Below are 24,082 nucleotides of genomic sequence, written 5' to 3'. Positions count from 1 at the left end.
CGCAGCCAGGCCCGTTGGTGAAACACCGCGGAACCGGCTTCGCCGGGCCACTGGTGTTGCCCCCTTGAGGGGGGAGGCGGCTACACGAAGTGAGCAAGCAACGGGGGTGGGTGTCATGCCAGTGCGAGGGAGATGTCGTGGGTGGGGACCTTGCGGTCGAAAGTGAGGTTGGCCTCGACGTGCTCGAGATGCTCGGTCATGAGTCGCACGGCGCGTTCCTCGTCCTTGGCGGCGAGGGCCTTCACGATGTCGGCGTGCTCGTCGTTCGAGTGCTCGGCCGCGGTTGCGCTCTGGTACATCAGCGTGATCAGTGCGCAGCGCGAGATCAGCTCGCCGAGGATCTGCGCCAGCACCGTGTTGCCCATCAACTCGGCCATGCGCACGTGGAAGTCGCCAAGCAACTCGGTGCGGCCCGAGATGTCCTCGCCCGAGACGGCGGCCTTCTCGAGTGCGACGTGCTCCCTGAGTGCCTTGATCTTGGCCGGCGTGACGTTGCGAACGAAGGCGCGCGTCATCTCGGCCTCGAGCATGCGGCGCACCGCGAACACCTGCTTGGCCTCGTCGACCGCGGGTGCCGCCACGAAGGCGCCGCGCGCCGGCTCGAGCCGGATCAGCTTGTTCTGCGACAGCTGGAACAGCGCCTGCCGCACCAGCGTGCGCGAGACGCCGAAGTGGTCCGCGAGCTTCTGCTCGGCCAGCTTGCTGCCCGGCTGGAGCCTGTGCTCCACAATGGCCTTGGTGAGTGCGTCGACGATCGCGCGGGTGGTGGTCGAGTCCATGTTTTTCATGATAGACCCAAAGCCGATAACTGTATACACTTTTGTCGACCGTAATTTCCCGAATGCACCGAAGGAGAAGATTCATGGGCCTGAGCACTCACGTACTGGACACGATGCACGGCTGCCCGGCCGGCGGCATGGAGGTCGCGCTCTTCACCACCGACGGCACCGCGGAAGACGCGCGCGCCACGCTGGTCAGGCGCTTCACGCTGAACGCGGACGGCCGCAGCGACGGGCCGCTGTATGACAACAGCACGCTGAAGACCGGCACCTACCGGTTGGTGTTCGATGTCGCGGGCTATTTCAAGGCCCGCGGCGTGACGCTGCCCGAGCCGAACTTCCTGAACCGGGTGGCGCTGGATTTCGGCGTCGCGCACACCGACCAGCACTATCACGTGCCCCTGCTGGTGAGTCCGTGGAGCTACTCCACCTACCGCGGGTCATGATGCTCGCCCCCAGGTCGGGCTCACTTCGTGTAGCCCTCCCACCCCCTACCGGGGGCAACACCAGCGGCCCGGCGAAGCCGGTTCCGCGGTGTTTCACCAACGGGCGCGCTGCGCGCGGCCGAGAAAGAAGTGCAGCGCCGGATTTCACGGCCGGCGCAGCCAGGCCTGTTGGTGGGCAGTCGCGGAACCGGCTTCGCCGGGCCGCTGACTGCGCCCCCGGTAGGGGGTGGGCGCCCGGACACGAAGTGCCGGGCAACCTGGGGGCGAGCTACATTTGCCCTTCGCTCAAGGTGTCCAGCTGGAAATGACCGCCTTCGTCCCACAGCCAGGTGTCGGTCCAGGTCACCTTGCCGAGCCGCGAGGCGGCCGGGTAGGGCGCGGCCACGAGCACGGTGCGCTCGATCTCGGCGATCACCTCGGGCGCGTGCGTCGGTGCCCGCATCCAGTGCATCGACAGCACCTTGCCATCCGCATCGAGGTTGACCTGCAGCGTGCCGACCGCGTAGAGCATCGGTGGCAGCTTGCCGCCGTAGATGCGTGCCTTGTTGATCTCGTAGACGTGGCGGGCGGCGTCCTTGCGGTAGTCGCGCGCCGTGGCGGCGCTGGACGCTCGCGGCTTGCCGCGGCTGTTGTCGCCCGGCTCGGGCTTGGCGCTGCTGAGCTGGCCCGGGACGGCACCGCTCGGCGTGGTGCTGCAGCCGGCGAGCCAAAGGCTGGCGAGGAGGGTGGCCGCGAGGGCGAGGCGGCGCGGCAAGGACTGAAAATGCATCGGCCGGTTTATACCGTGCCCGGCCGGGTGCCGCGCAACCGGAGGTATCGTCGGGCCGATCCCATGGAGGTTTCGCAATGAGCGGCGCAGTCGACGAACTGCTCGCGCGCCTGCAGCGCGAAAGCGCAGTGCTGGTGCAGGTCGTTTCGACCGAGGGCTCCGCGCCGCGCGAGGCCGGCACCTGGATGGCGGTCTGGGCCGATGGGCTCACGGCCACCATCGGCGGCGGCCAGCTCGAGTTCCAGGCCATCGACGAGGCGCGGGCCTGGCTGGCCGGCGGCCCGGCCATCGAGGGCGTGCGGCGCTATCCGCTGGGGCCGAGCCTGGGCCAGTGCTGCGGCGGGGTGGTGTTCCTGTCGTACCGCCGCATCGAGGCGGCGGATGCGCAGGCGCTCCAGGCCGAACTGCTTGCACACCTGGAACCCGTGGCGCTGTTCGGCGGCGGCCACGTGGGCGCGGCGCTGGCACGGCTGCTGGCGACCCTGCCGTTCGCGGTGCGCTGGATCGACAGCCGCGACGGCGTGTTCCCGGCCGAACTGCCGGCGCAGATCGAAACCGAGCATTCCGAGCCCGTGCAGCACGCGGTGGGGCAACTCGCGCCGGGCTCGCGCGTGCTGATCATGAGCTTCAGTCATGCCGAAGACCTCGACATCGTGATCGCCTGCCTCAAGCGGCTGCGCGAGCGCGACGACCTGCCCTACATCGGCCTGATCGGCAGCAAGACGAAGTGGGCGACCTTCCGCCATCGGCTGGAGGCACGCGGCTTCACCGCCGAGGAGATGGCCCGCGTGACCTGCCCGATCGGCGTTCCCGGCATCGGCGGCAAGGAGCCCGAGGTGATCGCCGTGGCCGTGGCGGCACAGTTGTTGCAGTCGCTTCCTTCCGCATGAATCGCTCAGGGTTTTCCTGCATGTCCCGTGCCGCAAAACCCCCGAGTCCGCAAGCAAAAGTGTATACACTCCAGTCCACAAGCCGCAGCGGAGCGAGACCTCGACCAGGGTCTGCGTTCGCGGCACTTTCTCTGCTTACAGCGCCCGCAGTGGTGAGCAGGCCGGAACACCGCGGCGCTCCCACGCGCCGACAAGGTTGAGAGCAAATGGAAAGCTATTACCTCGACTGGGCCAACCTGCTACTTCGCTGGGTCCACGTCATCACCGCCGTTGCCTGGATCGGCGCCTCCTTCTACTTCGTGATGCTGGACAACAGCCTGGAGAAGCCGCAAGACCAGGAGTCCCTGGACAAGGGCGTCGGCGGCGAGCAGTGGGCGGTGCATGGCGGCGGCTTCTACAACATGCAGAAGTACGCGCTGGCGCCCAAGCGGCTGCCGGACCACCTGCACTGGTCGTACTGGGAGAGCTACTCGACCTGGCTCACGGGCTTCGCGCTGTTCACGATGTCCTATCTGTGGAACGCGAGCACCTACCTGATCGACAAGTCCAGGATGGACTGGCAGCCGGGCGCCGCGATCGGCGTCGCGCTGGCCTTCTTCGTGGTCTTCTGGATGGTGTACGACGGCATCTGCCAGTTGTTCGGCCGGCGCAAGAACGGCGACACCATCGTCGGCGTGCTGGTCGCCGTCTTCATCGCGTTCGCGACCTGGCTGGCCTGCCAGTGGTTCGCGGGCCGCGCGGCCTTCCTGCTGGTCGGCGCGATGATGGCCACGACCATGAGCGGCAACGTGTTCTTCTGGATCATCCCGGGCCAGCGCAAGAACGTGCAGGCGCTGCGCGAAGGCTTGGCCGTAGACCCGGTGCATGGCCAGCGCGGCAAGCAGCGCAGCGTGCACAACACCTACTTCACGCTGCCGGTGCTGTTCGCGATGCTGAGCAACCACTACAGCTTCACCTACACCCACAAGTACAACTGGATCGTGCTGCTGTTGATCATGCTCGGCGGCGCGGCCATCCGGCAGTTCTTCGTGGTGCGCCATCGCTTCAAGCTCGGCAATGCGCGCAATCCGATTCCGTACGCGTTGTTCGGCATCGCGGTGCTGGGCCTCACCATCGTCTGGATGAGGCCCGAGCCCGCCGCAGCGCCCGCGGCCGTGCAGAAGGTGTCGTTCGGCGAAGTGCAGAAAGTGCTCGAGCAGCGCTGCTACATGTGCCATGGCGCGCAGGTGCAGATGAAGAACGTGCGCCTCGACACGCCGGATCAGGTCGCCGCGCACGCGCAGTCGGTGTACCAGCAGGCGGTGGTGACCAAGATCATGCCGATGAACAACTCGACCGGCATCACGGATGCCGAACGGGCCCTGATCGGCAAGTGGTTCGAAGGCGGGGCAAAAACAAAATAAGCTCGCCCCCAGGTTGGCTCACTGCGTGTAGCCGCCCACCCCCTACCGGGGGCAACACCGGCGGCCCGGCGAAGCCGGTTCCGCGGTGTTTCGCGAAGGGCCCGGCTCGCCTGGCGGCGAGCGGGCGGAGATGGAGACAATGTCCGGGACAAGGTGACGTATGAACACATCGAAGCTGCAGCAAATACCTGACGCGCACTCGGCGCCCCGCGAATTCCTCGCGCACCTCTACCGCGTCGCGGTCGAGCGCGCGCTGCCGCTGGCGAGCATGGGGGCTTACCTGCCCCCGCCGCCGAAGGGGCGCACGCTGGTGCTCGGCGCCGGCAAGGCCGGCGGCTCGATGGCGCAGGCGCTGGAGGCGCTGTGGCCGGCGGAGGCGCCGCTGTCGGGCCTGGTGGTCACGCGCTACGGTCACGTTCCGCCGCGACCCGCGGGGCTGGCCTCCCGGATCGAACTGGTCGAGGCCGCGCATCCGGTGCCCGACCAGGCGGGGCTGGATGCCGCGCAACGGATCCTCGCGCTGACCGAAGGCCTCACGGCCGATGACCTGGTGCTGTGCCTGATTTCGGGCGGCGGCTCGTCGCTGCTCACCCTGCCGGCCGAAGGGCTCACGCTGACTGACAAGCAGCGCATCAACACCCAACTGCTCGAATCGGGCGCCCACATCGGTGAGATGAACTGCGTGCGCAAGCACCTGTCGCGCATCAAGGGCGGGCGGCTCGCCGCCGCCTGCGCGCCGGCGCAGGTCGTGACGCTCACCATCAGCGATGTGCCGGGCGACGATCCGGCTGTGATCGCGAGCGGACCCACCGTGCCCGACGCGAGCAGCTGCGCCGACGCGCTGGCGATCCTCGACCGCTACCGGATCGACGTGCCGGCACCGGTGCGGGCCCGGCTCGAGAGCGGCGCGCTCGAGACGCCCAAGCCCGGCGATGCGGTGTTCGAGGGCCACGTGACGCACGTGATCGCGGCACCCCAGCAATCGCTCGACGCGGCTGCGGCCGCGGCGCGTGCCGGCGGCATCGCAGCGCACGTCCTCAGCGACGAGATGGAAGGCGAATCGCGCGAAGTGGGCAAGGTGCATGGCGCCCTGGCGCGTGCGGTGGCGCTGCGCGGGGCGCCGTTCGCGAAGCCCTGCGTGATCCTGTCGGGCGGCGAAACCACGGTCACGATCCGGCCGCGGCAGCCCGGCCAGGCCAAGGGCCGCGGCGGCCGCGCGGGTGAGTTCTGCATGGGGCTCGCGGGTGCGCTGGCCGGCTGCGAAGGCGTCTGGGCACTGGCCGCCGACACCGACGGCATCGACGGCGTCGAGGACAATGCCGGCGCCCTCGTCACGCCCGACACGCTGCGCCGTGCCGAGGCGGCCGGCGCCAAGCTCGCGAGCCACCTCGACCGCAACGACGCCTACGGCTACTTCGACGCCATCGGCGATCTGCTGGTGACCGGGCCGACCCACACGAACGTCAACGACTTCAGGGCCCTGCTGATCCTGTAGCGGTTGGCCCACAGGCTCGCCGTCGAAGCTGGTGAGAGAATCGGCGACAACGCCGAGCCTCATGAATCCACCCAACGACCTGCGCCCGGCGCCCCGCCCCTTCGAGAGCTGGCAGGTCGAGATCTGGCTTCGGATCCGCAGGCATTTCGTCCTCAAGGTGATCGGCACCACCGCGTTCACCTGGCTCTTCTTCATCGGCTACTTCCATCTGCTGCGCCAACCGGCGAGTCCGGTCGCGGCGATGCCGTTGACCGCGATCGACCGTCTGATCCCGTTCCAGCCGCAGGCGCTCGTCGCCTATTTCTCGCTCTGGTTGTACGTGGGGGTCGCGCCCGGACTCCAGCTCACGTTCAAGGAACTGGTGGTGTACGGGCTGTGGGTCGGCGGGCTGTGCCTGACCGGTCTCGGGTTCTTCTTTTTCTGGCCGACGCAGATCCCGCCGATGACGCTGCCGCCGACGGACTTCCCCGGCTTCGCGATCCTGCAGGGCGTCGACGCCGCGGGCAACGCCTGTCCGTCGATGCACGTGGCGATCGCGATCTTCACGGCCCTCTGGATCGAGCACATCCTGCGCCAGGCAGGCGCGCCGATGGCGCTGCGCGTGATCAACGCACTGTGGTTCGCGGCCATCGCCTGGTCGACGCTGGCGATCAAGCAGCACGTGGTGCTCGACGTGGTGGCCGGCGCACTGCTCGGCGTCGCGTTCGCGCTGCCTTCGCTGCGCTGGCGGCCGCGTGCCGGCGCGATTTTCGCCCGACTGGAGCGGATATCATGAGCCGTCACTGCCCGCGGGCCGGTTCGGCGGCCGTGCCAGGAAGAACTGATTCTCGCGGGACGACATCCACAACAACATTGCCGTTCGCAGGCAGCGCCGACGGCCAGAAATGACGACGGACACCGCACGATGAGTTCGCTGAAGGAATTGCAGGATCTGATTCACGAGAAGTACGGCATCGAAGCGTCGGCACTCGACCCGCATGCCTCGATGCGCGAAAAAGGCTTCGATTCGCTGGCCCTGGCCGAGTTCGTGTTCGCGATCGAAGACCGCTTCTCGATCACGATGCCCGACGACGACCCGAACATCGACACGCTGGCCGCCCTCGCGGCCGTGGTCGACAAGGCCAGGGCGACCCAGACCGCGTGAGCCCGGTTGCCGTCACGGGCCTGGGCGTCGTGGCACCCCACGGCGATGACCACGGCCGCTTGTTCGCGGCGCTGCTGCGGGGCGACTCGGCGCTGGAGCCGGTCTTTCCCGAACTGCCCAAGCCCGCGGTCGCGGCCCGGGCGGCTTTCGATGAATCCCGCTGGTTCACCAAGCTGCAGCTCGCCGGTGTGGACCGCGTGAGCCAGCTCGCGGTGGCCGCCGCCGACCTGGCGATGCGCGACGCCGAGGCGCTCGGCGACCTGGATCCCGAACGCATCGGTGTCTTCGCCGGCTGCGGCATGGGCGGCGCCGCGGCGCTCGAAGCCGCCTACCGCGGCGGCGCACGCGTGCCGCCGCTGACCATCCCGGCTTTCATGCCGAGCGCACCGGCCTCGCACGTGGCGATGCGCCAGCGCGTCCAGGGGCCGGTGTTGACCTATTCGGTGGCTTGCGCCTCCTCGTCGGTGGCCATTGCCGAGGCCGCCAAGGCGGTGCAGCGCGGCGACGTCGACCTGGCGATCGCCGGCGGCAGCGAGGCGCTCGTCGTGCCGGGCGTGGTGCTCGCCTGGCAGGCGATGCACACGCTGGCCAGTGTCAGGCCCGGCGAAGAGGCGACCGCGATCCGGCCCTTCGCGAGCGACCGCAGCGGCTTCGCGCTTGGCGAGGGCGCCGCATTCCTGGTGCTCGAATCGGCCGAGCGCGCCCGCCGGCGCGGCGCGCGGGCCTATGCCGAGCTGGCCGGCTGGGGCCTCAGCTGCGACGCCACGCATCTGACCAAGCCCGATGCCGCCGGCCAGGCGCGCGCACTGCGCCAGGCGCTGCGGCAGGCCGGAATGCAGCCCCGCGACATCGGCTACTGCAATGCCCACGGCACGGCCACGCGCATCGGCGACGCGGTCGAGCGCGACGCGCTGGCCGAGGTCTGGGGCGGGGACCTCGATCGCCTGCGCGTCAGCGCGACCAAGGCGCTGCACGGCCATCTGCTCGGCGCCGCGGGCGCGCTGGAAGCCGTGGTGACGGTGCTGGCCCTCCACCGGCGAGAGCTGCCGCCGAGCATGCATTGCGAGGCGATCGATCCCGCCTGCAGCCTGAACCTGGTGGCACCCGGCCACTCGGCCGCGCCGGAACTGCAAGCCGCCATCAGCAACTCCTTCGCTTTCGGCGGCACGAATTCGGTGCTGTTGTTCAGTCGGGCCTGAACTGAGAGGCGCGTGGGGGCCGTTAAACTCAATTTGGTTTCGCATCCCCCTCACACACGCATTGGAGTCAACATGATCGGACGTTTCGCTGCACTGGCTGTCGCGCTGCTGCTCTCGGCCTGCGCGAGCGTCGGCGGCCCCACGGTCAAGATCGATGTCGATCCGGGCGCCAGCTTTTCGCGCGTGCGCACCTACAGCTGGGTGGCGCGGCCCGACGGCGGCACGCCGCTGATGCAGCAGCGCATCGTCGACGGCATCGATTCCCGGCTGCAGGCGAAGGGCTGGAAGGCGGCGCCCGACGGCGACATCCATGTGTCGGCCCACGTCTCGTCGTCGGAGAAGGAAAGCCTCAACAGCTATTACGCACGGGTCGGCTACGTCGGTTGGGGCGGATTCGGTCCGCCGACACCGAACAGCCCGATGCCGGCCGAGACCTTCGAGGTCGGCACGCTGGTGGTCGACATGGTCAACGCGCAGACCAAGCGGTCGGCCTGGCGCGGCACCGCGAGCGGCACGCTGCACGACGATCCCGCGAAGATGAACGCCTTGCTGCAGACCGCGCTCGACAAGATGTTCGCCGGCTTTCCCGCGAGGTAATCCCACCCCCGAATGCGGCTCACTCCGTGTAGCCGCCTCCCCCTCAAGGGGGCGCGGCCTGCGGCCCGGCGAAGCCGGTTCCGCGACCGCTCACGAACGGAGGAGCCCGGCGCGCCGGGTCCTCGCTGCAGTGAGCTATCCGGTGGTCAATGGTTGTCGCGCGGGATGCCGAAGGTCGCGTGGATCTTCTGGTATTTCACGGCCGGCTTGAGCACCATGCCTTCCGAGAGCTCGTCGACGATGCCGCGCTGGATCTCCTGCCACGGCGTCTGGCTCGCCGGGAACTTGTAGCCGCCGGCCGCGGCCAGTGCGGCGCGTCGCTTGTCGAGCTCCTCGTCGGACACCAGCATGTTCGCGGTGCGCTTCTTGAGGTCGATGCGCACGCGGTCGCCGGTCTTCACCAGCGCCAGCCCGCCGCCGGTCGCGGCCTCGGGCGAGGCATTGAGGATCGAGGGCGAGCCCGAGGTGCCGGACTGGCGTCCGTCGCCGACGCAGGGCAGGGCGGTGATGCCCTTCTTGAGCAGGTACGAAGGCGCGCGCATGTTGACCACTTCGGCCGCGCCGGGATAACCGACCGGGCCGACGCCGCGCATGAACAGCACGCTGTGCGGGCCGATCTTCATCTTCGGATCGTCGATCCGGTGGTGGTAGTCCTCGGGGCCGTCGAAGACCACGGCGGTGCCCTCGAAGGCCATCGGGTCGTTCGGGTCCTCGAGGTAGCGTGCATGGAATTCGGGCGTGATCACGCTGGTCTTCATGATCGCGGAGTCGAACAGGTTGCCCTTGAGGTTCAGGAAGCCGGCGTTCTTCTTCATCGGCTTGGCGTACGGAAAGATCACCTTGCGGTCGCTGGTGAACTTGCCTTCGCAATTCTCGATCAGCGTCTTGCCGTTGGCCGTGAGCGCCGGCTGGATCTTGCCCTTGGCGATCAGCTCGGCGACCACCGCGGGCACGCCGCCGGCATGGTAATAGTCCTCGCCGAGGTACTCGCCCGCGGGCTGCAGGTTGACGATCAGCGGAATCTTGTAGCCGATCTTTTCCCAGTCGTCGGTGGTCAGCTCGACCCCGACGTGGCGCGCGATGGCGTTCAGGTGCACCGGCGCGTTGGTCGAGCCGCCGAGCGCCGAGTTGACGACGATCGCGTTCTCGAAGGCGGCGCGCGTGAGGATGTCGGAAGGCTTCAGGTTCTCGCGCACCATCTCGACGATGCGCTTGCCCGTGAGGTAGGCCATTTCCTGGCGGTCGCGGTAGGGCGCCGGAATCGCGGCGCTGCCCGGCAGCGTCATGCCCAGCGCCTCGGCCAGCGAGTTCATCGTGGAGGCCGTGCCCATCGTGTTGCAGTGGCCGGTCGACGGCGCCGACGAGGCGACCAGCTTCAGAAATTCCTGGTAGCCGATCTCGCCCGCGGCCATCATCTCGCGCGCGCGCCAGACGATCGTTCCCGAGCCCGTGCGTTCGCCCTTGTGCCAGCCGTTGAGCATCGGCCCCGAGTTGAGCGCGATGGCCGGGATGTCGACCGTGGCGGCCGCCATCAGCTGGGCCGGGGTGGTCTTGTCGCAGCCCGTGGTCAGCACCACGCCGTCGATCGGGTAGCCGTACAGCACCTCGACCAGCGAGAGGTATTGCAGGTTGCGGTCGAGCGCCGCGGTGGGGCGCTTGCAGGTTTCCTGGATCGGATGGATCGGGAACTCGAAGGCGATGCCGCCGGCGTCGCGGATGCCCTCGCGCACCCGCTCGGCGAGCACCAGGTGATGGCGGTTGCACGGCGCGATGTCCGAGCCGGTCTGCGCGATGCCGATGATCGGCCGGCCCGACTGCAGCTCGTCGAAGCCGAGGCCGAAGTTCATGGTGCGCTCGAGGTAGAGCGCCGTCATGTCGGCGTTGGCCGGGTTGTCGAACCAGGCCTGCGAGCGCAGCGTGAGCGCCGGCTTGGCCGCGGTCCCGGATTTCTTCTTGGCGGCTGGTTTCATCAGGTCATTCCCTTCAAGGTCTGGTCTGCGTTGGGCAGTGCTGCGCAATCGTCGATGTACTGCCGGACGATATCGGCGAAATTCTCGTGCGGCAGCAGGCCGAGCCGTGCGGCCCGTGCCGCCGTGGCACCGCTGGGCCAGTTGGCGACGATGCCGGCGATGCGCTCGTCGCGTTCGAAGCGCACCAGGGCTCGCACCTTCGGGCCGGCCACCTCCTCGAGCGCGTCGAGCATGTCGGCCACGCGGACGTTGAGGCCCGGCAGGTTGAGCGCGGTGCGGCCACAGAAGGCCTCGCGCGTGGCCTCGTAGACCGCGATCAGGCCGTCGACGGTGCGCGAGGGCGACGACACCGGGTGCGACACCTCGGGCGAGACCGGGCAGATCGATTCGACGCCGGCCAGCGGTTCGCGGATGATGCCGCTGAAGAAGGACGACGCGGCGCCGTTGGGCCGGCCGGGCCGCACGGTGACGGTCATGAGCCGGGCCGCGCGGCCGTCGACGTAGCCCTTGCGCGTGTAGTCGGCGACCAGGTGCTCGCAGATCAGCTTCTGCGTGCCGTAGGACGTCTGCGGCGCCGGCAGCGTGTCGTCGGCCACGAGGGCGGGCAGCGGCACGGCGGGGTCGGGTCCGAAGACCGCGACCGAACTCGAGAACACCAGCCGCGCGACCTTGCCGCCGCCGTTCACATGGGCCCGCAGTGCATCGAGCAATGCCCGCGTGCTGTCGAGGTTCGATCGCAGGCCGAGGTCGAAGTCGAGTTCGCATTCGCCCGACACGGCCGAGGCGAGGTGGAAGATGCCGTCGAAGGCTTCTTCGCGCAGCGCCTCCGTCTGGGCCATCAGCGGGCCGGTGCGGGCCTCGACCCGCGCATCGGCCAGCAGGTCGGCCGGTGGTGGCGCGATGTCGGTCAGCACCATGCGCTCGATGCGCTGGCCGGCGAGCGTGCCGCGCGCGAGCAGGGTGCGTGCGAGGCGCGCGCCGACGAAGCCCCCGCCGCCGGTGATCATCAGTTTCATTGCAGTCTCCTTCAGTGCTTTGCTTTTCGGGTGGGTGCGGAGGCCCCGGCGCGCGCCGCCCGGACGGTGGCCTGGCGGCGCCGGCCGTCGATGACGCCGCCCTCGACCAGCCGCTGCTCTCCGCGGATCAGGTGTTCGTTGGCATGGAGGCGGGCCGCGACCGGGTCGTGGGCCGCGATGGCCTCGAAGATGGCGCGGTGCTCGCGCTGGACCGCGGTCATGAAGTCCGCCCGCCGGGCCTCGTTGCCGCGCGTGATGCGCATGCCTTCGCGCAGGTACTGCTCGAGAAAGCCGAGCAGCAGGCGGAATTGCGGGTTGCCGGTCGACTCGCCGATGACGCGATGGAAGGCCAGGTCCTCGGCGACGCCGTCGCGGCCCTCGGCCACCGCGGTGTCGATGGCCTTGAGGGCGCGGCGCAGCGCCGCGATCTGGCTGCGCGTGGCGCGCTCGGCGGCCAGCGCGGCGATCTCGCCTTCGAGCACCCGCCGCACCTCGACCACGTGGACCACCGACTGCACCGAGGTGAGCACGGCCGGGTCGAAGGCCAGCGCCATGTTGACCGGCCGCGGCGCGACGAACACGCCCGAGCCCTGGCGCGACTGCACCAGGGCCCTGGACTTGAGCTGGTGAACCGCCTCGCGCACCACGGTGCGCGAGACGCCGTGCGCCGAGGCCAATTGCTGCTCGGTCGGCAGCCGGTCGCCCACTTGCAGCGTGCCACCCTCGATCTGCGCGCCCAGCAGCGCCGCCAACCGGTCCGACAGCCGGTCGACGACCAGCGGCTGGGGTTGGGGGGAGGCGGCGTTCCGCACGACGGAGGAGGAAAAAAAGGCGGTTATCAGGTCATCATACAAATATTGCGCGGGTTAATGCCTAACGGTTTGCCCTGATGCGCCGCCGGGTCGCGATGCCAATACTGCGCGCTTGCGGCATGGAGCCCTCCATGGCCCAACGTCGATTCGCGACCTTTCAGGACTTCAGTGCATGGCCAGTGTCACGATCCAGTCAGTCAAGAAGAACTTCGGTGAAGTCGCCATCCTGCATGGGGTGGACATCGACATCCAGGACGGCTCGTTCACGGTGCTGGTGGGGCCTTCGGGCTGCGGCAAGTCGACGCTGCTGCGCATGATCGCCGGGCTCGAGGAGATCAACGGTGGCGAGATCCGCATCGGTGACAAGCGGGTCAACGACCTGCCGCCGAAGGAGCGCGACATCGCGATGGTGTTCCAGAACTACGCGCTCTACCCGCACATGACGGTGCGCGAGAACATGGCTTTCGCACTGGCACTGGCGAAGATGGGCAAGCCGGCCATCGAGGCCAAGGTCCAGCGCGCGGCCGAGATCCTGGCGCTGGCGCCGCTGCTCGACCGCTATCCGCGCCAGCTCTCGGGCGGCCAGCGGCAGCGGGTCGCGATGGGGCGGGCCATCGTGCGCGATCCGCAGGTGTTCCTGTTCGACGAGCCGCTGTCGAACCTCGATGCCAAGCTGCGGGTCGCGATGCGCGGCGAGATCAAGGAACTGCATCAGCGCCTGAAGACCACCTCGATCTACGTCACGCACGACCAGATCGAGGCCATGACCATGGGCGACAAGATCGTCGTCATGCGCGACGGCCGGATCGAGCAGACCGGCAGCCCGCTTGAGCTCTACGACCAGCCGGCCAACCAGTTCGTGGCCGGCTTCATCGGCTCGCCGGCGATGAACTTCCTGCCCGGCACCCTGCACCGCAGCGGCGGCGCGGCCTGGGTCGAGCTGGCCGACGGCACGCAGCTCGATGCGCCGCTGGCGGCCGGCGGCGCCGACGGCCAGCGGGTCGTCTACGGCACCCGGCCCGAGCACCTGACGCTGGCCGACCAGGGCGGCATTCCCGCCCGGGTGGCGGTAATGGAGCCGACCGGCATGGACACTTTCGTCGCCTGCCGCCACGAAGGGGCTGAACTCTCCGCGGTGTTCCGCGAGCGTCACGACTTCGCGCCCGGCACCACGATCCACCTGCAACCCGATCTTCAGCGCGCGCATCTCTTCGACGCCGGCACCGGCCAACGGCTGGTCTCATGAGAACTTGCGGGACAGACCAAGAAACTGCGAAGCAGCTCTTGCTCTGTCCTCGACTGACTGAACCGACATTTCGGCCGTTCAACCACAGGAGACATGAATGAGTGATTTCAATCGCCGCAGGATTCTGAAAAGCTCGGCCGGCATCGCAGCCGCCGCCTCGCTCGGCGTCGGCACCGCGATCTTCTCGCCGCTGGCGAACGCGCAGTCGATCATCTTCAAGCCCGAGAAGGGCGCCAAGCTGCGGGTGCTGCGCTGGAGCCGCTTCGTGCAGGGCGACATCGACGCCTACATGGCCAACGTCAAGCGGTTCAGCGAGGCCACCGGCATCGAGGTGCGGGTCGACAACGAGGGCTGGGAAGACGTGCGGCCCAAGGCGGCGGTGGCGGCCAACACCGGCGCCGGCCCGGACATCATCCTGTCGACCAACGACGACGCCAACCTGTACCCGGACAAGCTGCTCGACGTCACCGACCTGGCGGAATACCTGGGCAAGAAGTACGGCGGCTGGTACGCCGCCGGCGAGCTCTTCATGCGGCCCGACGGCAAGAAGTGGATCGGCCTGCCGCTGGGTGCCTCGGGCTCGCTGATCGTGTATCGCGAAAGCATGGTCAAGGCGGCCGGCTTCGACACCTTCCCGAAGAACAACGAGGACTTCCTCAAGCTCTACAAGGCGCTGAAGGAGAAGGGCACGCCCGGCGGCATGGCGCTCGGCAACGCGACCGGCGACAGCACCTGGACCAACTGGCTGATCTGGTCCTTCGGCGGCAAGCTGGTCGACAAGAACAACAAGGTGGTGATCGACAGCCCCGAGACCCTGAAGGCGCTCGAGTACGTCAAGGAGCTCTATGCCAACTTCATCCCGGGCACCTTGTCGTGGCTCGATCCGAACAACAACAAGGCCTTCCTCGACGGCCAGATCAGCATCACCAACAACGGCATCTCGATCTACTACGCGGCCAAGAACTCGCCCGATCCGAAGGTCAAGGACATGGCCGCCGACATCAACCACGCGGTGTTCCCGGTCGGCCCGGTGGGGGTGCCGACCGAGTCGCACCTGTTCTTCAACCAGATGATCATGAAGTACACGAAGTACCCACAGGCCTCCAAGGAGTTCCTGCGCTTCATGATGGAGCGGCCGCAGTTCGACGACTGGCTCAAGGGCTGCGGCGGCTATGTCGCGCAGCCGCTGCGGGCCTACGAGGCCAGTCCGATCTGGACCTCGGACCCGAAGAACACGCCGTACCGCGACTCGGTCAAGAACCTGCGGCCGGCCGGCTACGACGGCAAGCTCGGCTATGCGTCGGCCGGGGCGGCGGCGGACTTCATCATCCCGAACATGGTGGCCGAAGCCGCCAGCGGGTCGAAGACGCCGAAGGAAGCGGCGGAGCGCGCGCAGAAACGCGCTGAGCGCTATTACAAGGTATGAATCCGGCTCACCCCCAGGTTGGCTCACTGCGTGTAGCCGCCCACCCCCTCGCTGGGGGCAACACCAGCGGCCCGGCAAAGCCGGTTCCGCGGTGTTCCTGGAAGGGTGCACGGGGACCGGGAGGGCTGCGCACGCCATGACACTCCTTGCCCGGCTGCAGAACAGCCGCAACGCCCTCGGCTTCATGTTCATGTTGCCGGCGGCGGTGCTGCTGCTGCTGTTCCTGACCTATCCGCTGGGCCTGGGCACCTGGCTCGGCTTCACCGATGCCAAGGTGGGGCGGCCGGGCGAATGGATCGGGCTCGAGAACTACATCTTTCTCTGGGGCGATGCGGTCACGCGGCTGGCCCTGTTCAATACGCTCTTCTACACGGTGGTTGCGAGCGTGTTCAAGTTCCTGCTCGGCCTGTGGCTGGCGGTGCTGCTCAACAAGAACATCCGCCTGAAGACCTTCTTCCGCGCGGTGATCCTGCTGCCCTACATCGTGCCGACGGCGCTGTCGGCGATCGCCTTCTGGTGGATCTACGACTCGCAGTTTTCGATCATCAGCTGGGGGCTCATGAAGCTGGGGCTGATCGACCACTACATCGACTTCCTCGGCGACCCGTGGAATGCCCGGCTCGCGGTGATCGCGGCCAACGTGTGGCGCGGCGTGCCCTTCGTCGCGATCACGCTGCTGGCCGGCCTGCAGACCATCTCGCCCTCGTACTACGAGGCTTCGGCGATCGACGGCGCGACCCCGTGGCAGCAGTTCCGCCACGTCACGCTGCCGCTCCTGACGCCCATCATCGCGGTCGTGATGACCTTCTCGGTGCTGTTCACATTCACCGACTTCCAGCTGATCTACGTGATCACGCGCGGCGGGCCGCTCAATGCGACGCACCTGATGGCGACGCTGTCGTTCCAGCGCGCGATCTCGGGCGGTGCGCTCGGTGAGGGCGCGGCGATCGCGATCGCGATGGTGCCTTTCCTGCTGGGCTGCATCATGTTCAGCTACTTCGGATTGCAAAGAAGGGCGTGGCAGAAATGAACTCGCCCCCAGGTTGGCTCACTTCGTGTAGCCGCCCACCCCCTTCCGGGGGCAATACCAGCGGCCCGGCAAAGCCGGTTCCGCGGTATTTCCCGCAAAGACACAAGGAGACGCCATGAGCAGGGCCGGCCAGATCGACGTCGTCGGCATGAGCTACCTCGACACCGTGCCGCGCAAGGCGGTCACGGTGTACCTGCCGCTGGTGGTGTTCCTGATCGTGCTGTTGTTTCCGTTCTACTGGATGGCGATCACGGCGGTGAAGCCCGAGGTCGAGCTGCTGTCGCGCGAGGGCAATCCGTTCTGGGTCATCGCGCCGACGCTGGCGCACTTCCACAAGCTGCTGTTCGAGACCGCCTATCCGCAGTGGCTGTGGAACACGGTGCTGGTGTCGGTGGTGTCCACCTTCGGCTCGCTGGTGGTGTCGGTGCTGGCCGCCTATGCGATCGAGCGGCTGCGCTTCAAGGGCTCGCGCCAGACCGGACTGGCGATATTCCTGGCCTACCTGGTGCCGCCGTCGATCCTCTTCATTCCGCTGGCCAACGTGGTCTTCAATCTCGGGCTGTTCGACACCCGCTGGGCCCTGGTGCTGACCTACCCGACCTTCCTGATCCCGTTCTGCACCTGGCTCTTGATGGGCTACTTCCGCTCGATCCCGGCCGAGCTCGAGGAGTGCGCGCTGATCGACGGCGCCAGCCGCTGGCAGATCCTGGTCAAGATCGTGCTGCCGCTCGCGGTGCCGGGCCTGATCTCGGCCGGCATCTTCGCCTTCACGCTGTCGTGGAACGAGTTCATCTACGCGCTGACCTTCGTCTCTTCGTCGGAGATCAAGACGCTGCCGGTCGGCGTCGTGACCGAGCTGGTGCAGGGGGACGTCTACCAGTGGGGGCCGCTGATGGCCGGCGCGTTGCTGGGGTCGCTGCCGGTGGCTTTCATCTACTCGTTCTTCGTCGAGTACTACGTCTCGGGGCTGACCGGGTCGGTCAAGGAGTGAGGCGGCCGGCCGCGGCGGCGGGCGGTAGGCCCCGGGCCGGCCGACGTCACCGGCCGCTTCGCGGCTGCCCTGCGCTGCTCGCGGTACGCGGGGTCTCGCTCAAACTCGCTCCGCTGCGCTCCACTCAAACAGTCGCGAGCCCTGATCCGCGGACCCCGCCTGAAGCGAGCACCGCAAGGGAGCCCGAAGGGCCGGCGCAGTGGGGTCGTCTGGCCCGCACCGCGTGCCGGGCGCGCTTTCAAGCGGAACGAACCCAGCAAGGTCGGTCCTCAGTGGCCTAGATATCCACCTCCACATGCAGCCGCGTACTGCGCGCACCGCGCCGGGTCGCGGTGGCCGAGGGCTCCTGGTCGGTCCGCAGCACGTAGCCCCGCTGCGTGGTCGCACGGCCGAGTGCCGTGACCAGCGTGTCGAGCGGGATGGCGCCCCACTTCTTCTTCAGCGCCATCGCGTGGTCGACCGGGATCACCGCGACGTCGAGCGCCTTCATGCGCTCCAGCCCTTCGGCCCTCAAGGTCGCGTTGTGGCTGCCGTGGTGCCCGACCTTGTAGTACACGGTGCGCGCCAGCAGGTCGGGCCCGGTCACCTCCTTGCCGTCCACCCGCCACTTGCAGTCGTCCCACGACAGCCAATTGCCGACCTGGGCATCGGCGGCGAACAGCAGCACGCCGGCGTCCTCCAGGTCGATCGCCAGCACCAGGCTGGTGTTGTTGGTCATGCTGTCGAGCGCCAGCGCGAGCTCCGAGGCGTCGTCCATCCAGGCGACGTCGATGCGGCGCCAGTCGTCGTCGTTCCAGTAGCGCTGCTGGAAGAAGGGCGTGCTCTGCGCCACCTTGTTCGGAATCCGGGCCGAATTCGAGAACGGCTGCTGCTGCGGGTCGGACAGCGCCTGGCCGACGCTGCGCTCGGCGGCGGCCAGCGCCAGGCCATAGGTCTCGGGCGCGCTGGCGCTCGGCAGCGTCTTCTTCAGCATCTTGATCTCGCGCGGCGGACCCAGCGTGTAGATGCGGGCCCCGAAGTCCGGGAGCGCGACCGGCGCATCCTTGGGGTCGCAATAGCGCGGACGGGCCACCTTGGCGCGCACCAGTTCGAGCGCCGAGGCGGTGGTGATCCGGGCGGCGGCGCCGAAGAAGTCGAGCACCGAGGACAGCAGCCCCGGTTCGCCGCCGCCGTCGACCTGCATCCGCGCGGCGGCGGCCTGCAGCAAGGCCAGGGCGCTGTCGCGCTCGCCGCGCAGCTGGATCGCGTCGGCATCCTTCGGGTCTTCGGTCCAGCCCATCCACACCGCGCCGACCTTGAGCCTGGCGAACGAATCGGCGGCCTGGGCAAAGCCCGACACGTGGTCCCAGTGCTCGTGGGTCACGACCAGCAGGTCGATGCTGCCGCCGGTGGCGGCCAGGATGTCGTCCATGACCTCGGTCATCACGGCGCCGGCGTTCGGCGTGCCGAGGATCACGCCGCAATCGATCAGGATCTGGAAGCGCGCCTTGCGGGCGCCGTACAGCGTCACCAGGTGGCAGTCGCCGAGCCCGTGGCGATAGGTCCGCACCGTGGCGCGCGGCGGCGGCTTCTTCTTTGGCGGGGTCTTCTTCGCGGCGGCCATGGCAGTCCTCATCTCAGTGCGCGCGGTGCAGCAGCGCGAAGGGCTCGGCGTCCTGTGTGGCCAGGCTCGAATAGCTGTTCGACTGTGCGAGTCGGCGGGCTGCCCACAGCGCCTGCTGGGACCCGACCCGCGCCGGCTGGTCGACCCGCTTGCGCACCAGGTAGGTGATGGCGCCCTTGCCGATGTCGAACAGCAGGGTGGCGCCGCCGCGGAACACCATGCCCGAGCCGTCGCTGGCATGCAGGGACTGGGTCAGCTCGATCACCAGTTGGGACAGCAGCTGGCCATCGGGCCCGACGCGGTGCAGGGGGCGGATCGAATGCACTTCGATACCGTGCAGCGAGCAGGGCACGACCGTGCCGTCCGTGCTGACCAGCGAGAAGCGGGCTTGCGCGCTGCGGCGCAGCCCCAGTACCGCGAGCTCGTCGTCGTCGACGACGGCCGGGTCCATCAGCCATCCATGCAGCAGCGCGGCGTTGGCGCGCGCATCCTTCCAGGCTGCTTCGCGATCGACCTGCAGATCCCAGTTCAGCTGCAGCGCGGCCAGCTTCTTCTCCAGGCGCGGAAAGGGTGCCGGCGGCGGTTCCCAGGCGATCGTGTCGACCGACAGCGTGCGCACGTTCTCCGGGTAGATGCCGCGGGCCGCGAAGGCCGAGACGAAGGCGACGCGGTAGCCGAGCGGGTCGTGGTGGATCAGGTCGCGGTCGGCGGTCACCAGGGCACGCAGGTAGTCGCCGAAGGTGATGTCGACCGGCGGGCAGTAGTCGAGCGCGCGGATGCACATGCCGAGGATCTGGCTCGCCACCTTGCTGGCCACCTCGGTGAGCGCGTCGACCAGTTGCGCCGGCAGCGCGCCTTCGGGCAGCAGCTCGGAGCCGTGGGTGGCGAGCCGGATCGGCACCCGCGCGCGCCGCGTGTAGATCTTCAGAAAGGCGTCGAAGACCGCCGACACCAGCACCGCGCCGCGCGCATGCGCCTCGGTCGAGCGCTGGTAGTCGCCCTTGTCGGGCGGCGCCGCGGGCTGCCACACGTTCTGGCCGGTGGCGGGGTCTTTCAGCTCCTTGCCGATCGCCTGGCGCAGGGCGCCGTAGTGGCCGGTGGCGTTGCCGAACTGCACCGCGAGCTTGGCCAGCAGCGTTGGCTGGAACAGGTCGCCGCGTGCGCCGGCCACCGCTTCGCGCAGCGAGTCGCCCATCGAGAAATGCTGGAACAGCGCGACGATGTCGGCGAAGGCCTCGTGGAAGGCCAGCACGTCCGGATTGGTCGCTTCGCGAAAGCGCCGATGCAGACCGTCGAGCAGCGCGTGGGTGGTCTCGTGGGCCACGATGTCGTGCGACAGGGCCGTGAAGACGTACTCCGACGGTGCGCCGGTGAGCGCCGCACTCGACGAGAAGTAGCCCAGCAGCAGGGCCTTGCGCTCGGGGCTGTAGTAGGCGTTCTCGGCCCTGAGCGCATGCGGGTAGATGCGCAGCCGCCGGACGAAGCGTTCGGTGCGCGCGGCGGTCGTCCTCGGCGCCCACAGCGCGACCCGGCCGAGCGCCTTCTCGAAGTGGTCGATGGTGCGCATGGCAACCGCGTAGACCATCTGCTGGTGGAACTGCGGATTGGCCTCCGAGGGCCGCAGCCCGTCGGCCGCCAGCAGCCGCGGATCGTTCAGGTCGACCGGCGCGTAGCAGCAGCCGCTCGCGGGATCGACGTCGACCACCTCGAGGTACGCGCCGACCGGGCCGGGTTGCAGATCGGCTTCCCAGCGCACCGCCGCCACGGTTTCATTGAGGCCGACCGTGTCGAGGTCGCGGCCCAGCGAGGGATCGTAGGCATAGATGCGCAGGCGCCGCGCCGCCGGCGTCGGCGGTGGCGGCGACAACGCATGCGCCAGGTGCAGCGCCTCGATGCGCGTGAGCTGGGGCGCTGGCGGCAGGACCTGCGTGTGCGGATCGGGGCCGCCGCCCGGGAGTGCCTGAAGGGCGGTTCGCAGGGCCCGGGAGGCGCGCGGATGCGTGCGCAGGGCCTCGACGATCGCCATGCGCCGGGCCAGCGTCAGCGAGAGCGGATCGATCGCCGGGTCGGGCAGCAGGCTCTCGATGGCCGCGCTCTGGGACAGCTGCAGCGCCTCCAGCTCCAGCATGGCCCGCGCCGGTGCCGCCTGCGCCTCGAAGCCGAAGCCCGTGAGCACCTTGAACAGCGGAAAAGCGGCGGAGTCGCGCGGCTCCGCCGTCAGCGCCGACCCGGGCGCGGGCTTCCGGCCCAGCGCCTCCTTTGCCTGCAGGCGGCCACGGCCGAGCTTCTCGGGGTCCGACGCGGTGGCGCTGCCGAACAGCGCCAGGCGCGCGGCCTCGACGCGCATCCAGGGCTGCGGGTAGGCCCGGCAGGCGCTGCGGTTCTGCTGCAGCCAGATCGCCGCCGCGGCCGCGATCTGCGGCGTAGCGGCCGAGGTGCCGGCGCCGTCGAGATCGACCACGTCGGCGCAGTCGAACTTGGCCCACGGCACGTTGGGCGTGCTGGCCGCCATGGCGGTGCGCATCTTGCTCGCGGGACCGTAGTTGCCGGCCATCTTCGCGAGCGGCAGGTCGGCGTAGGGCGTCTGGTCGGCCATGGCGCCGCAGGCCGCGATGACGCGGTTGAAGCGGGCCGGGTAGACGATGTGGCGGGTCGGCAGGTTGCCGAAGTTGTTGCCGGCGGCCGTGACCACCAGCACGCCCGCCTCGTACAGCGCATTCACCGCATCGGCCCAGGCGCTGCTGGCGAGGCCGCCCATGCTCATGCTCACGATGTCGACGGCGGTCGCGGGGCTGTCGCACAGCTTGTGGACGTAGTCGAGTGCCTGTGCGATCGCGCTGTTGCGAAACAGCACGACACGGTTGGCGACCCGGATCGGCACCACGTGCGCGAACGGCGCGGCGCCCAGCCTGGGCAGGCCGCCGGCCGGCGCGCCCGCCAGCAGGCTCAGCGTGCCGGTCCCATGGCCCCGGTTGTTGAGCGGACCCGAACTGAGGTCGCTCGCATCGTCCGCGGCCTGGTCATCGACGAAGTTGCGCTGCAGCGCGCGGTCCAGGTGCTGCGGGAGGCTTCGATGGCGGGGATCGAAGCCGGTGTCCAGGTGGGCGATCCGCACCCGCCCGTCCTCGGCAGGCGGGCCCAGTTCCGCCAACGCGGCGGCGAATCCGGCATGGCGGTCGTCCTGGTGCCACAGCGGATCGGGGTCGCCGGGATAGCCGCCGCTGCCGGTCTTCTGGGGCACCGGCTGGCAGGAGGCGGTGAGCGCGATTTCTTCGTCGCGCGGCGAAGCGGTGGTCCAGGATTGCTCGAAATCCGGTTCGGCGAACTCGGGCGCCGCGGCGCCGTCCAGGCCGAGGCCCTGCGCCACCATCGCGTGGCAGGCGTCCCAGGGATGGCCGATGTCCAGCCCCAGCGCCGGCTCGACGATGTGCCAGGCGGCGCCGGCATCGACGCCGAGGCCGGCCGGCCGGCCGATGCTTTCGAACAGCGGGCGCACGTCGAGGCCCACGGTCGCGCCGGACAGCTGCAGCGATGCAGCGCCGCCGGACGAGCGCATCTTCACCAGAAATCGTTGCGCGCGTGCCATGGCACTCCCGGTTGGACTGGAGCGGCTGGTCGCGCCGCGGCTGGCGTCGGTTCTACCCGCATGCGGGGGCGATGCCTTCCACCAAATGGCGGAGCGACGGCCGGGTCGCCGCGGGCGCGGCCGTACGAAAGGCATAGGGGCGCTGGTCACCGACGCCGAGGCGACCGATACTCGCGATCCCGCCGACTTCGAATGCACGCCATGACCGCAGACAGTCTCCGCGACCCGTCCTCCGATCCAGGACCACCGGACGTCGTGCCCGAGGTGGCCATCCCGGGCTTCGAGGCCCGCGATGCCGAGGTCAACGGCACGCGCATCCATTACCGCGTCGGCGGCAAGGGACCGGCCGTCGTGCTGCTGCATGGCTATGCCGAGACCAGCCACATGTGGAATCCGCTGATGCCGCTGCTCGCCCGCGACCACACCGTGATCGTGGCGGACCTGCGCGGCGCGGGCCGGTCGTCGAAGCCCGAGGGCGGCTACGACAAGAAGAACATGGCGGTGGACATCCACGAACTCGTGAAGTCGCTGGGCATCGAGCGGGCGAGCGTCGTGGGCCACGACATCGGCCTGATGGTGGCCTACGCTTACGCGGCGCAGTTTCCCGACCAGACCGAGCGGGTGGTGCTGATGGATGCCTTCCTGCCCGGCATCGGGAGCTGGAAAGACGTCTGGCTGCTGCGCGACCTGTGGCACTTCCACTTCCACGGCGAAACGCCGCTGGCGCTGGTCAAGGGCCGCGAGCGCATCTACTTCGAGCATTTCTGGAACGACTTCGCGGCCGATCGCGCGCGCTCCCTGTCCGAGGCCGACCGGCAGTTCTACGCCGCGGCCTATGCGCAGCCGGGCGGCATGCGCGCGGGCTTCGAGTACTTCAAGAACTTCGAGCGCGACGCCGACGACTTCGCTCGGCTGGCGGCGACGCCGCTGCCCATGCCGATGCTGGTGCTGTCGGGCGAGAAGGCCGGCGGCAGCTTCCTGATCGAGCAGGGCCGGCTGGTCGCCGGCAATGTCCAGGGCGTGGTGGTGAAGGGCGCGGGCCACTGGCTCATGGAAGAGGCGCCGGACCAGGTGATTCCGGCGCTGCTCGAATTCCTAGCGTGACGGACGAATTGGCGCGCGGGATTCACCGGCGCGGAACATGACGGTTGTTACGTGATCCAACAACATGCCGCCTGGCGCGCTGGTGCGCGTTTTCCCGCGGCAGGAGGTGTGTCATGAAGCAACTGAAACATTGGCAGGATGTGGTCAATGCCCTGCTGGGCGTCTGGGTCGTTCTTTCGCCATGGGCTTTGGGCTTCCAGGACACGAGGACAGCCATGGTCAACGCCGTCGTCGTCGGCGTGGCGCTGGTGGCGGCCGCGCTCGGCGCGATGCTGGTGCCGCGCGCCTGGGAAGAGTGGACCGAGTGCGCGCTGGGCGCATGGCTGGTGATCTCGCCCTGGGTGCTGGGCTTCGATGCGATGCGCAATCCGATGCTCGCCGCGGTGTGCAGCGGCCTGGTGATCGTGGTGCTGGCGCTCTGGACGCTGTGGACCGACAAGGACTACAGCGCCGGGTGGCACGGCGCGGCGCATTGAGCTGCCCCCTCGGGGGCAGCGGCCCCATGAACTGAGGGAGCGTGGGGGCGATCAGGCCGGCGCCGGGCCGCCCCAAGGCGGCCTGCGGCCCCCTCGGGGG

General features: G+C 68.9%; 21 protein-coding genes. 14 read left to right on the top strand and 7 right to left on the bottom strand.

The window, feature by feature from the left end; genetic code table 11:
* Positions 1-113 precede the first annotated feature (113 nt).
* Positions 114-788: a GntR family transcriptional regulator gene (locus AC1DYK_RS10710; protein WP_478166269.1), complete on the bottom strand. Its 675-nt coding sequence runs from the start codon at positions 786-788 to the stop codon at positions 114-116.
* 74 nt (positions 789-862) lie between these two features.
* Between AC1DYK_RS10710 and uraH the strand changes: the two genes are divergently transcribed.
* A complete protein-coding gene (gene uraH / locus AC1DYK_RS10705) occupies positions 863-1,225 on the top strand; it encodes a hydroxyisourate hydrolase (protein WP_478094940.1) in 363 nt (120 codons plus the stop codon).
* 268 nt (positions 1,226-1,493) lie between these two features.
* Here uraH and AC1DYK_RS10700 read toward each other — a convergent pair whose 3' ends face one another.
* Entirely contained in the window at positions 1,494-1,994 is a 501-nt protein-coding gene (locus AC1DYK_RS10700; RefSeq protein WP_478166268.1) for a hypothetical protein, read from the bottom strand.
* 77 nt (positions 1,995-2,071) lie between these two features.
* Here AC1DYK_RS10700 and xdhC point away from each other — a divergent pair, with 77 nt between their 5' ends.
* The 7 genes from xdhC (at position 2,072) to AC1DYK_RS10665 (ending at position 8,722) form a co-directional block, all read left to right on the top strand.
* Positions 2,072-2,884 carry a xanthine dehydrogenase accessory protein XdhC gene (gene xdhC / locus AC1DYK_RS10695; RefSeq protein ID WP_478166267.1) on the top strand — a complete coding sequence of 271 codons (813 nt, stop codon included), beginning with the start codon at positions 2,072-2,074 and terminating at the stop codon, positions 2,882-2,884.
* A gap of 206 nt (positions 2,885-3,090) precedes the next feature.
* Positions 3,091-4,287, top strand: a complete 1,197-nt coding sequence (locus tag AC1DYK_RS10690; RefSeq protein ID WP_478166266.1) for a urate hydroxylase PuuD — start codon at positions 3,091-3,093, stop codon at positions 4,285-4,287.
* A gap of 160 nt (positions 4,288-4,447) precedes the next feature.
* Positions 4,448-5,782 carry a glycerate kinase type-2 family protein gene (locus AC1DYK_RS10685; RefSeq protein ID WP_478166265.1) on the top strand — a complete coding sequence of 445 codons (1,335 nt, stop codon included), beginning with the start codon at positions 4,448-4,450 and terminating at the stop codon, positions 5,780-5,782.
* A gap of 61 nt (positions 5,783-5,843) precedes the next feature.
* On the top strand, positions 5,844-6,557 hold the full coding sequence (locus AC1DYK_RS10680; protein ID WP_478166264.1) for a phosphatase PAP2 family protein: 714 nt from the start codon (positions 5,844-5,846) through the stop codon (positions 6,555-6,557).
* A gap of 129 nt (positions 6,558-6,686) precedes the next feature.
* Positions 6,687-6,926 carry an acyl carrier protein gene (locus AC1DYK_RS10675; RefSeq protein WP_478166263.1) on the top strand — a complete coding sequence of 80 codons (240 nt, stop codon included), beginning with the start codon at positions 6,687-6,689 and terminating at the stop codon, positions 6,924-6,926.
* Positions 6,923-8,125, top strand: a complete 1,203-nt coding sequence (locus AC1DYK_RS10670) for a beta-ketoacyl-[acyl-carrier-protein] synthase family protein (RefSeq protein ID WP_478166262.1) — start codon at positions 6,923-6,925, stop codon at positions 8,123-8,125. The genes AC1DYK_RS10675 and AC1DYK_RS10670 overlap by 4 nt, the downstream gene beginning before the upstream one ends.
* A gap of 72 nt (positions 8,126-8,197) precedes the next feature.
* Entirely contained in the window at positions 8,198-8,722 is a 525-nt protein-coding gene (locus AC1DYK_RS10665) for a DUF4136 domain-containing protein (protein ID WP_478166261.1), read from the top strand.
* 146 nt (positions 8,723-8,868) lie between these two features.
* Here the strand turns inward: AC1DYK_RS10665 and AC1DYK_RS10660 are convergent, their stop codons facing one another.
* The 3 genes from AC1DYK_RS10660 to AC1DYK_RS10650 are packed head-to-tail and all read right to left on the bottom strand — an operon-like array spanning position 8,869 to position 12,520.
* Positions 8,869-10,692: an IlvD/Edd family dehydratase gene (locus AC1DYK_RS10660; protein ID WP_478166260.1), complete on the bottom strand. Its 1,824-nt coding sequence runs from the start codon at positions 10,690-10,692 to the stop codon at positions 8,869-8,871.
* Positions 10,692-11,708: a D-erythronate dehydrogenase gene (denD, locus tag AC1DYK_RS10655; protein ID WP_478166259.1), complete on the bottom strand. Its 1,017-nt coding sequence runs from the start codon at positions 11,706-11,708 to the stop codon at positions 10,692-10,694. Before denD ends, AC1DYK_RS10660 begins: the two co-directional genes overlap by 1 nt.
* Positions 11,709-11,719: 11 nt before the next feature.
* Entirely contained in the window at positions 11,720-12,520 is an 801-nt protein-coding gene (locus AC1DYK_RS10650) for a FadR/GntR family transcriptional regulator (RefSeq protein WP_478166258.1), read from the bottom strand.
* 172 nt (positions 12,521-12,692) lie between these two features.
* Here AC1DYK_RS10650 and AC1DYK_RS10645 point away from each other — a divergent pair, with 172 nt between their 5' ends.
* From AC1DYK_RS10645 to AC1DYK_RS10630, 4 genes are all read left to right on the top strand, one after another.
* Positions 12,693-13,766, top strand: coding sequence for an ABC transporter ATP-binding protein (locus tag AC1DYK_RS10645; RefSeq protein WP_478166257.1), 1,074 nt, complete (start codon positions 12,693-12,695; stop codon positions 13,764-13,766).
* Positions 13,767-13,863: 97 nt separating this feature from the next.
* The gene (locus AC1DYK_RS10640; protein WP_478166256.1) at positions 13,864-15,192 is read left to right on the top strand and encodes an ABC transporter substrate-binding protein; all 1,329 of its coding nucleotides are present in this window, start codon (positions 13,864-13,866) and stop codon (positions 15,190-15,192) included.
* 136 nt (positions 15,193-15,328) lie between these two features.
* Entirely contained in the window at positions 15,329-16,222 is an 894-nt protein-coding gene (locus AC1DYK_RS10635) for a carbohydrate ABC transporter permease (RefSeq protein ID WP_478166255.1), read from the top strand.
* Between the two features lie 115 nt (positions 16,223-16,337).
* Positions 16,338-17,213, top strand: coding sequence for a carbohydrate ABC transporter permease (locus AC1DYK_RS10630; RefSeq protein ID WP_478166254.1), 876 nt, complete (start codon positions 16,338-16,340; stop codon positions 17,211-17,213).
* Positions 17,214-17,490: 277 nt separating this feature from the next.
* Here the strand turns inward: AC1DYK_RS10630 and AC1DYK_RS10625 are convergent, their stop codons facing one another.
* Together AC1DYK_RS10625 and AC1DYK_RS10620 are read right to left on the bottom strand one after the other, a co-directional pair.
* Positions 17,491-18,816 carry a hypothetical protein gene (locus tag AC1DYK_RS10625; protein ID WP_478166253.1) on the bottom strand — a complete coding sequence of 442 codons (1,326 nt, stop codon included), beginning with the start codon at positions 18,814-18,816 and terminating at the stop codon, positions 17,491-17,493.
* A gap of 13 nt (positions 18,817-18,829) precedes the next feature.
* Positions 18,830-22,402, bottom strand: a complete 3,573-nt coding sequence (locus AC1DYK_RS10620) for a S8 family serine peptidase (protein ID WP_478166252.1) — start codon at positions 22,400-22,402, stop codon at positions 18,830-18,832.
* A gap of 201 nt (positions 22,403-22,603) precedes the next feature.
* Between AC1DYK_RS10620 and AC1DYK_RS10615 the strand changes: the two genes are divergently transcribed.
* Positions 22,604-23,506, top strand: a complete 903-nt coding sequence (locus AC1DYK_RS10615; protein ID WP_478166251.1) for an alpha/beta fold hydrolase — start codon at positions 22,604-22,606, stop codon at positions 23,504-23,506.
* Between the two features lie 113 nt (positions 23,507-23,619).
* On the top strand, positions 23,620-23,982 hold the full coding sequence (locus AC1DYK_RS10610) for an SPW repeat protein (RefSeq protein ID WP_478166250.1): 363 nt from the start codon (positions 23,620-23,622) through the stop codon (positions 23,980-23,982).
* Positions 23,983-24,082 lie beyond the last annotated feature (100 nt).

It is taken from the genome of Variovorax sp. P2_H12, from assembly GCF_056403395.1.
This window is presented reverse-complemented; position numbering and strand designations above follow the sequence as displayed.

What these genes read in the sequence shown, in the direction of transcription:
- AC1DYK_RS10710 (WP_478166269.1), bottom strand. Translation starts at nt 788, where the DNA reads ATGAAAAACATGGACTCGACCACCACCCGCGCGATCGTCGACGCACTC.
- uraH (WP_478094940.1), top strand. Translation starts at nt 863, where the DNA reads ATGGGCCTGAGCACTCACGTACTGGACACGATGCACGGCTGCCCGGCC.
- AC1DYK_RS10700 (WP_478166268.1), bottom strand. Translation starts at nt 1,994, where the DNA reads ATGCATTTTCAGTCCTTGCCGCGCCGCCTCGCCCTCGCGGCCACCCTC.
- xdhC (WP_478166267.1), top strand. Translation starts at nt 2,072, where the DNA reads ATGAGCGGCGCAGTCGACGAACTGCTCGCGCGCCTGCAGCGCGAAAGC.
- AC1DYK_RS10690 (WP_478166266.1), top strand. Translation starts at nt 3,091, where the DNA reads ATGGAAAGCTATTACCTCGACTGGGCCAACCTGCTACTTCGCTGGGTC.
- AC1DYK_RS10685 (WP_478166265.1), top strand. Translation starts at nt 4,448, where the DNA reads ATGAACACATCGAAGCTGCAGCAAATACCTGACGCGCACTCGGCGCCC.
- AC1DYK_RS10680 (WP_478166264.1), top strand. Translation starts at nt 5,844, where the DNA reads ATGAATCCACCCAACGACCTGCGCCCGGCGCCCCGCCCCTTCGAGAGC.
- AC1DYK_RS10675 (WP_478166263.1), top strand. Translation starts at nt 6,687, where the DNA reads ATGAGTTCGCTGAAGGAATTGCAGGATCTGATTCACGAGAAGTACGGC.
- AC1DYK_RS10665 (WP_478166261.1), top strand. Translation starts at nt 8,198, where the DNA reads ATGATCGGACGTTTCGCTGCACTGGCTGTCGCGCTGCTGCTCTCGGCC.
- AC1DYK_RS10660 (WP_478166260.1), bottom strand. Translation starts at nt 10,692, where the DNA reads ATGAAACCAGCCGCCAAGAAGAAATCCGGGACCGCGGCCAAGCCGGCG.
- denD (WP_478166259.1), bottom strand. Translation starts at nt 11,708, where the DNA reads ATGAAACTGATGATCACCGGCGGCGGGGGCTTCGTCGGCGCGCGCCTC.
- AC1DYK_RS10645 (WP_478166257.1), top strand. Translation starts at nt 12,693, where the DNA reads ATGGCCAGTGTCACGATCCAGTCAGTCAAGAAGAACTTCGGTGAAGTC.
- AC1DYK_RS10640 (WP_478166256.1), top strand. Translation starts at nt 13,864, where the DNA reads ATGAGTGATTTCAATCGCCGCAGGATTCTGAAAAGCTCGGCCGGCATC.
- AC1DYK_RS10635 (WP_478166255.1), top strand. Translation starts at nt 15,329, where the DNA reads ATGACACTCCTTGCCCGGCTGCAGAACAGCCGCAACGCCCTCGGCTTC.
- AC1DYK_RS10630 (WP_478166254.1), top strand. Translation starts at nt 16,338, where the DNA reads ATGAGCAGGGCCGGCCAGATCGACGTCGTCGGCATGAGCTACCTCGAC.
- AC1DYK_RS10625 (WP_478166253.1), bottom strand. Translation starts at nt 18,816, where the DNA reads ATGGCCGCCGCGAAGAAGACCCCGCCAAAGAAGAAGCCGCCGCCGCGC.
- AC1DYK_RS10620 (WP_478166252.1), bottom strand. Translation starts at nt 22,402, where the DNA reads ATGGCACGCGCGCAACGATTTCTGGTGAAGATGCGCTCGTCCGGCGGC.
- AC1DYK_RS10615 (WP_478166251.1), top strand. Translation starts at nt 22,604, where the DNA reads ATGACCGCAGACAGTCTCCGCGACCCGTCCTCCGATCCAGGACCACCG.
- AC1DYK_RS10610 (WP_478166250.1), top strand. Translation starts at nt 23,620, where the DNA reads ATGAAGCAACTGAAACATTGGCAGGATGTGGTCAATGCCCTGCTGGGC.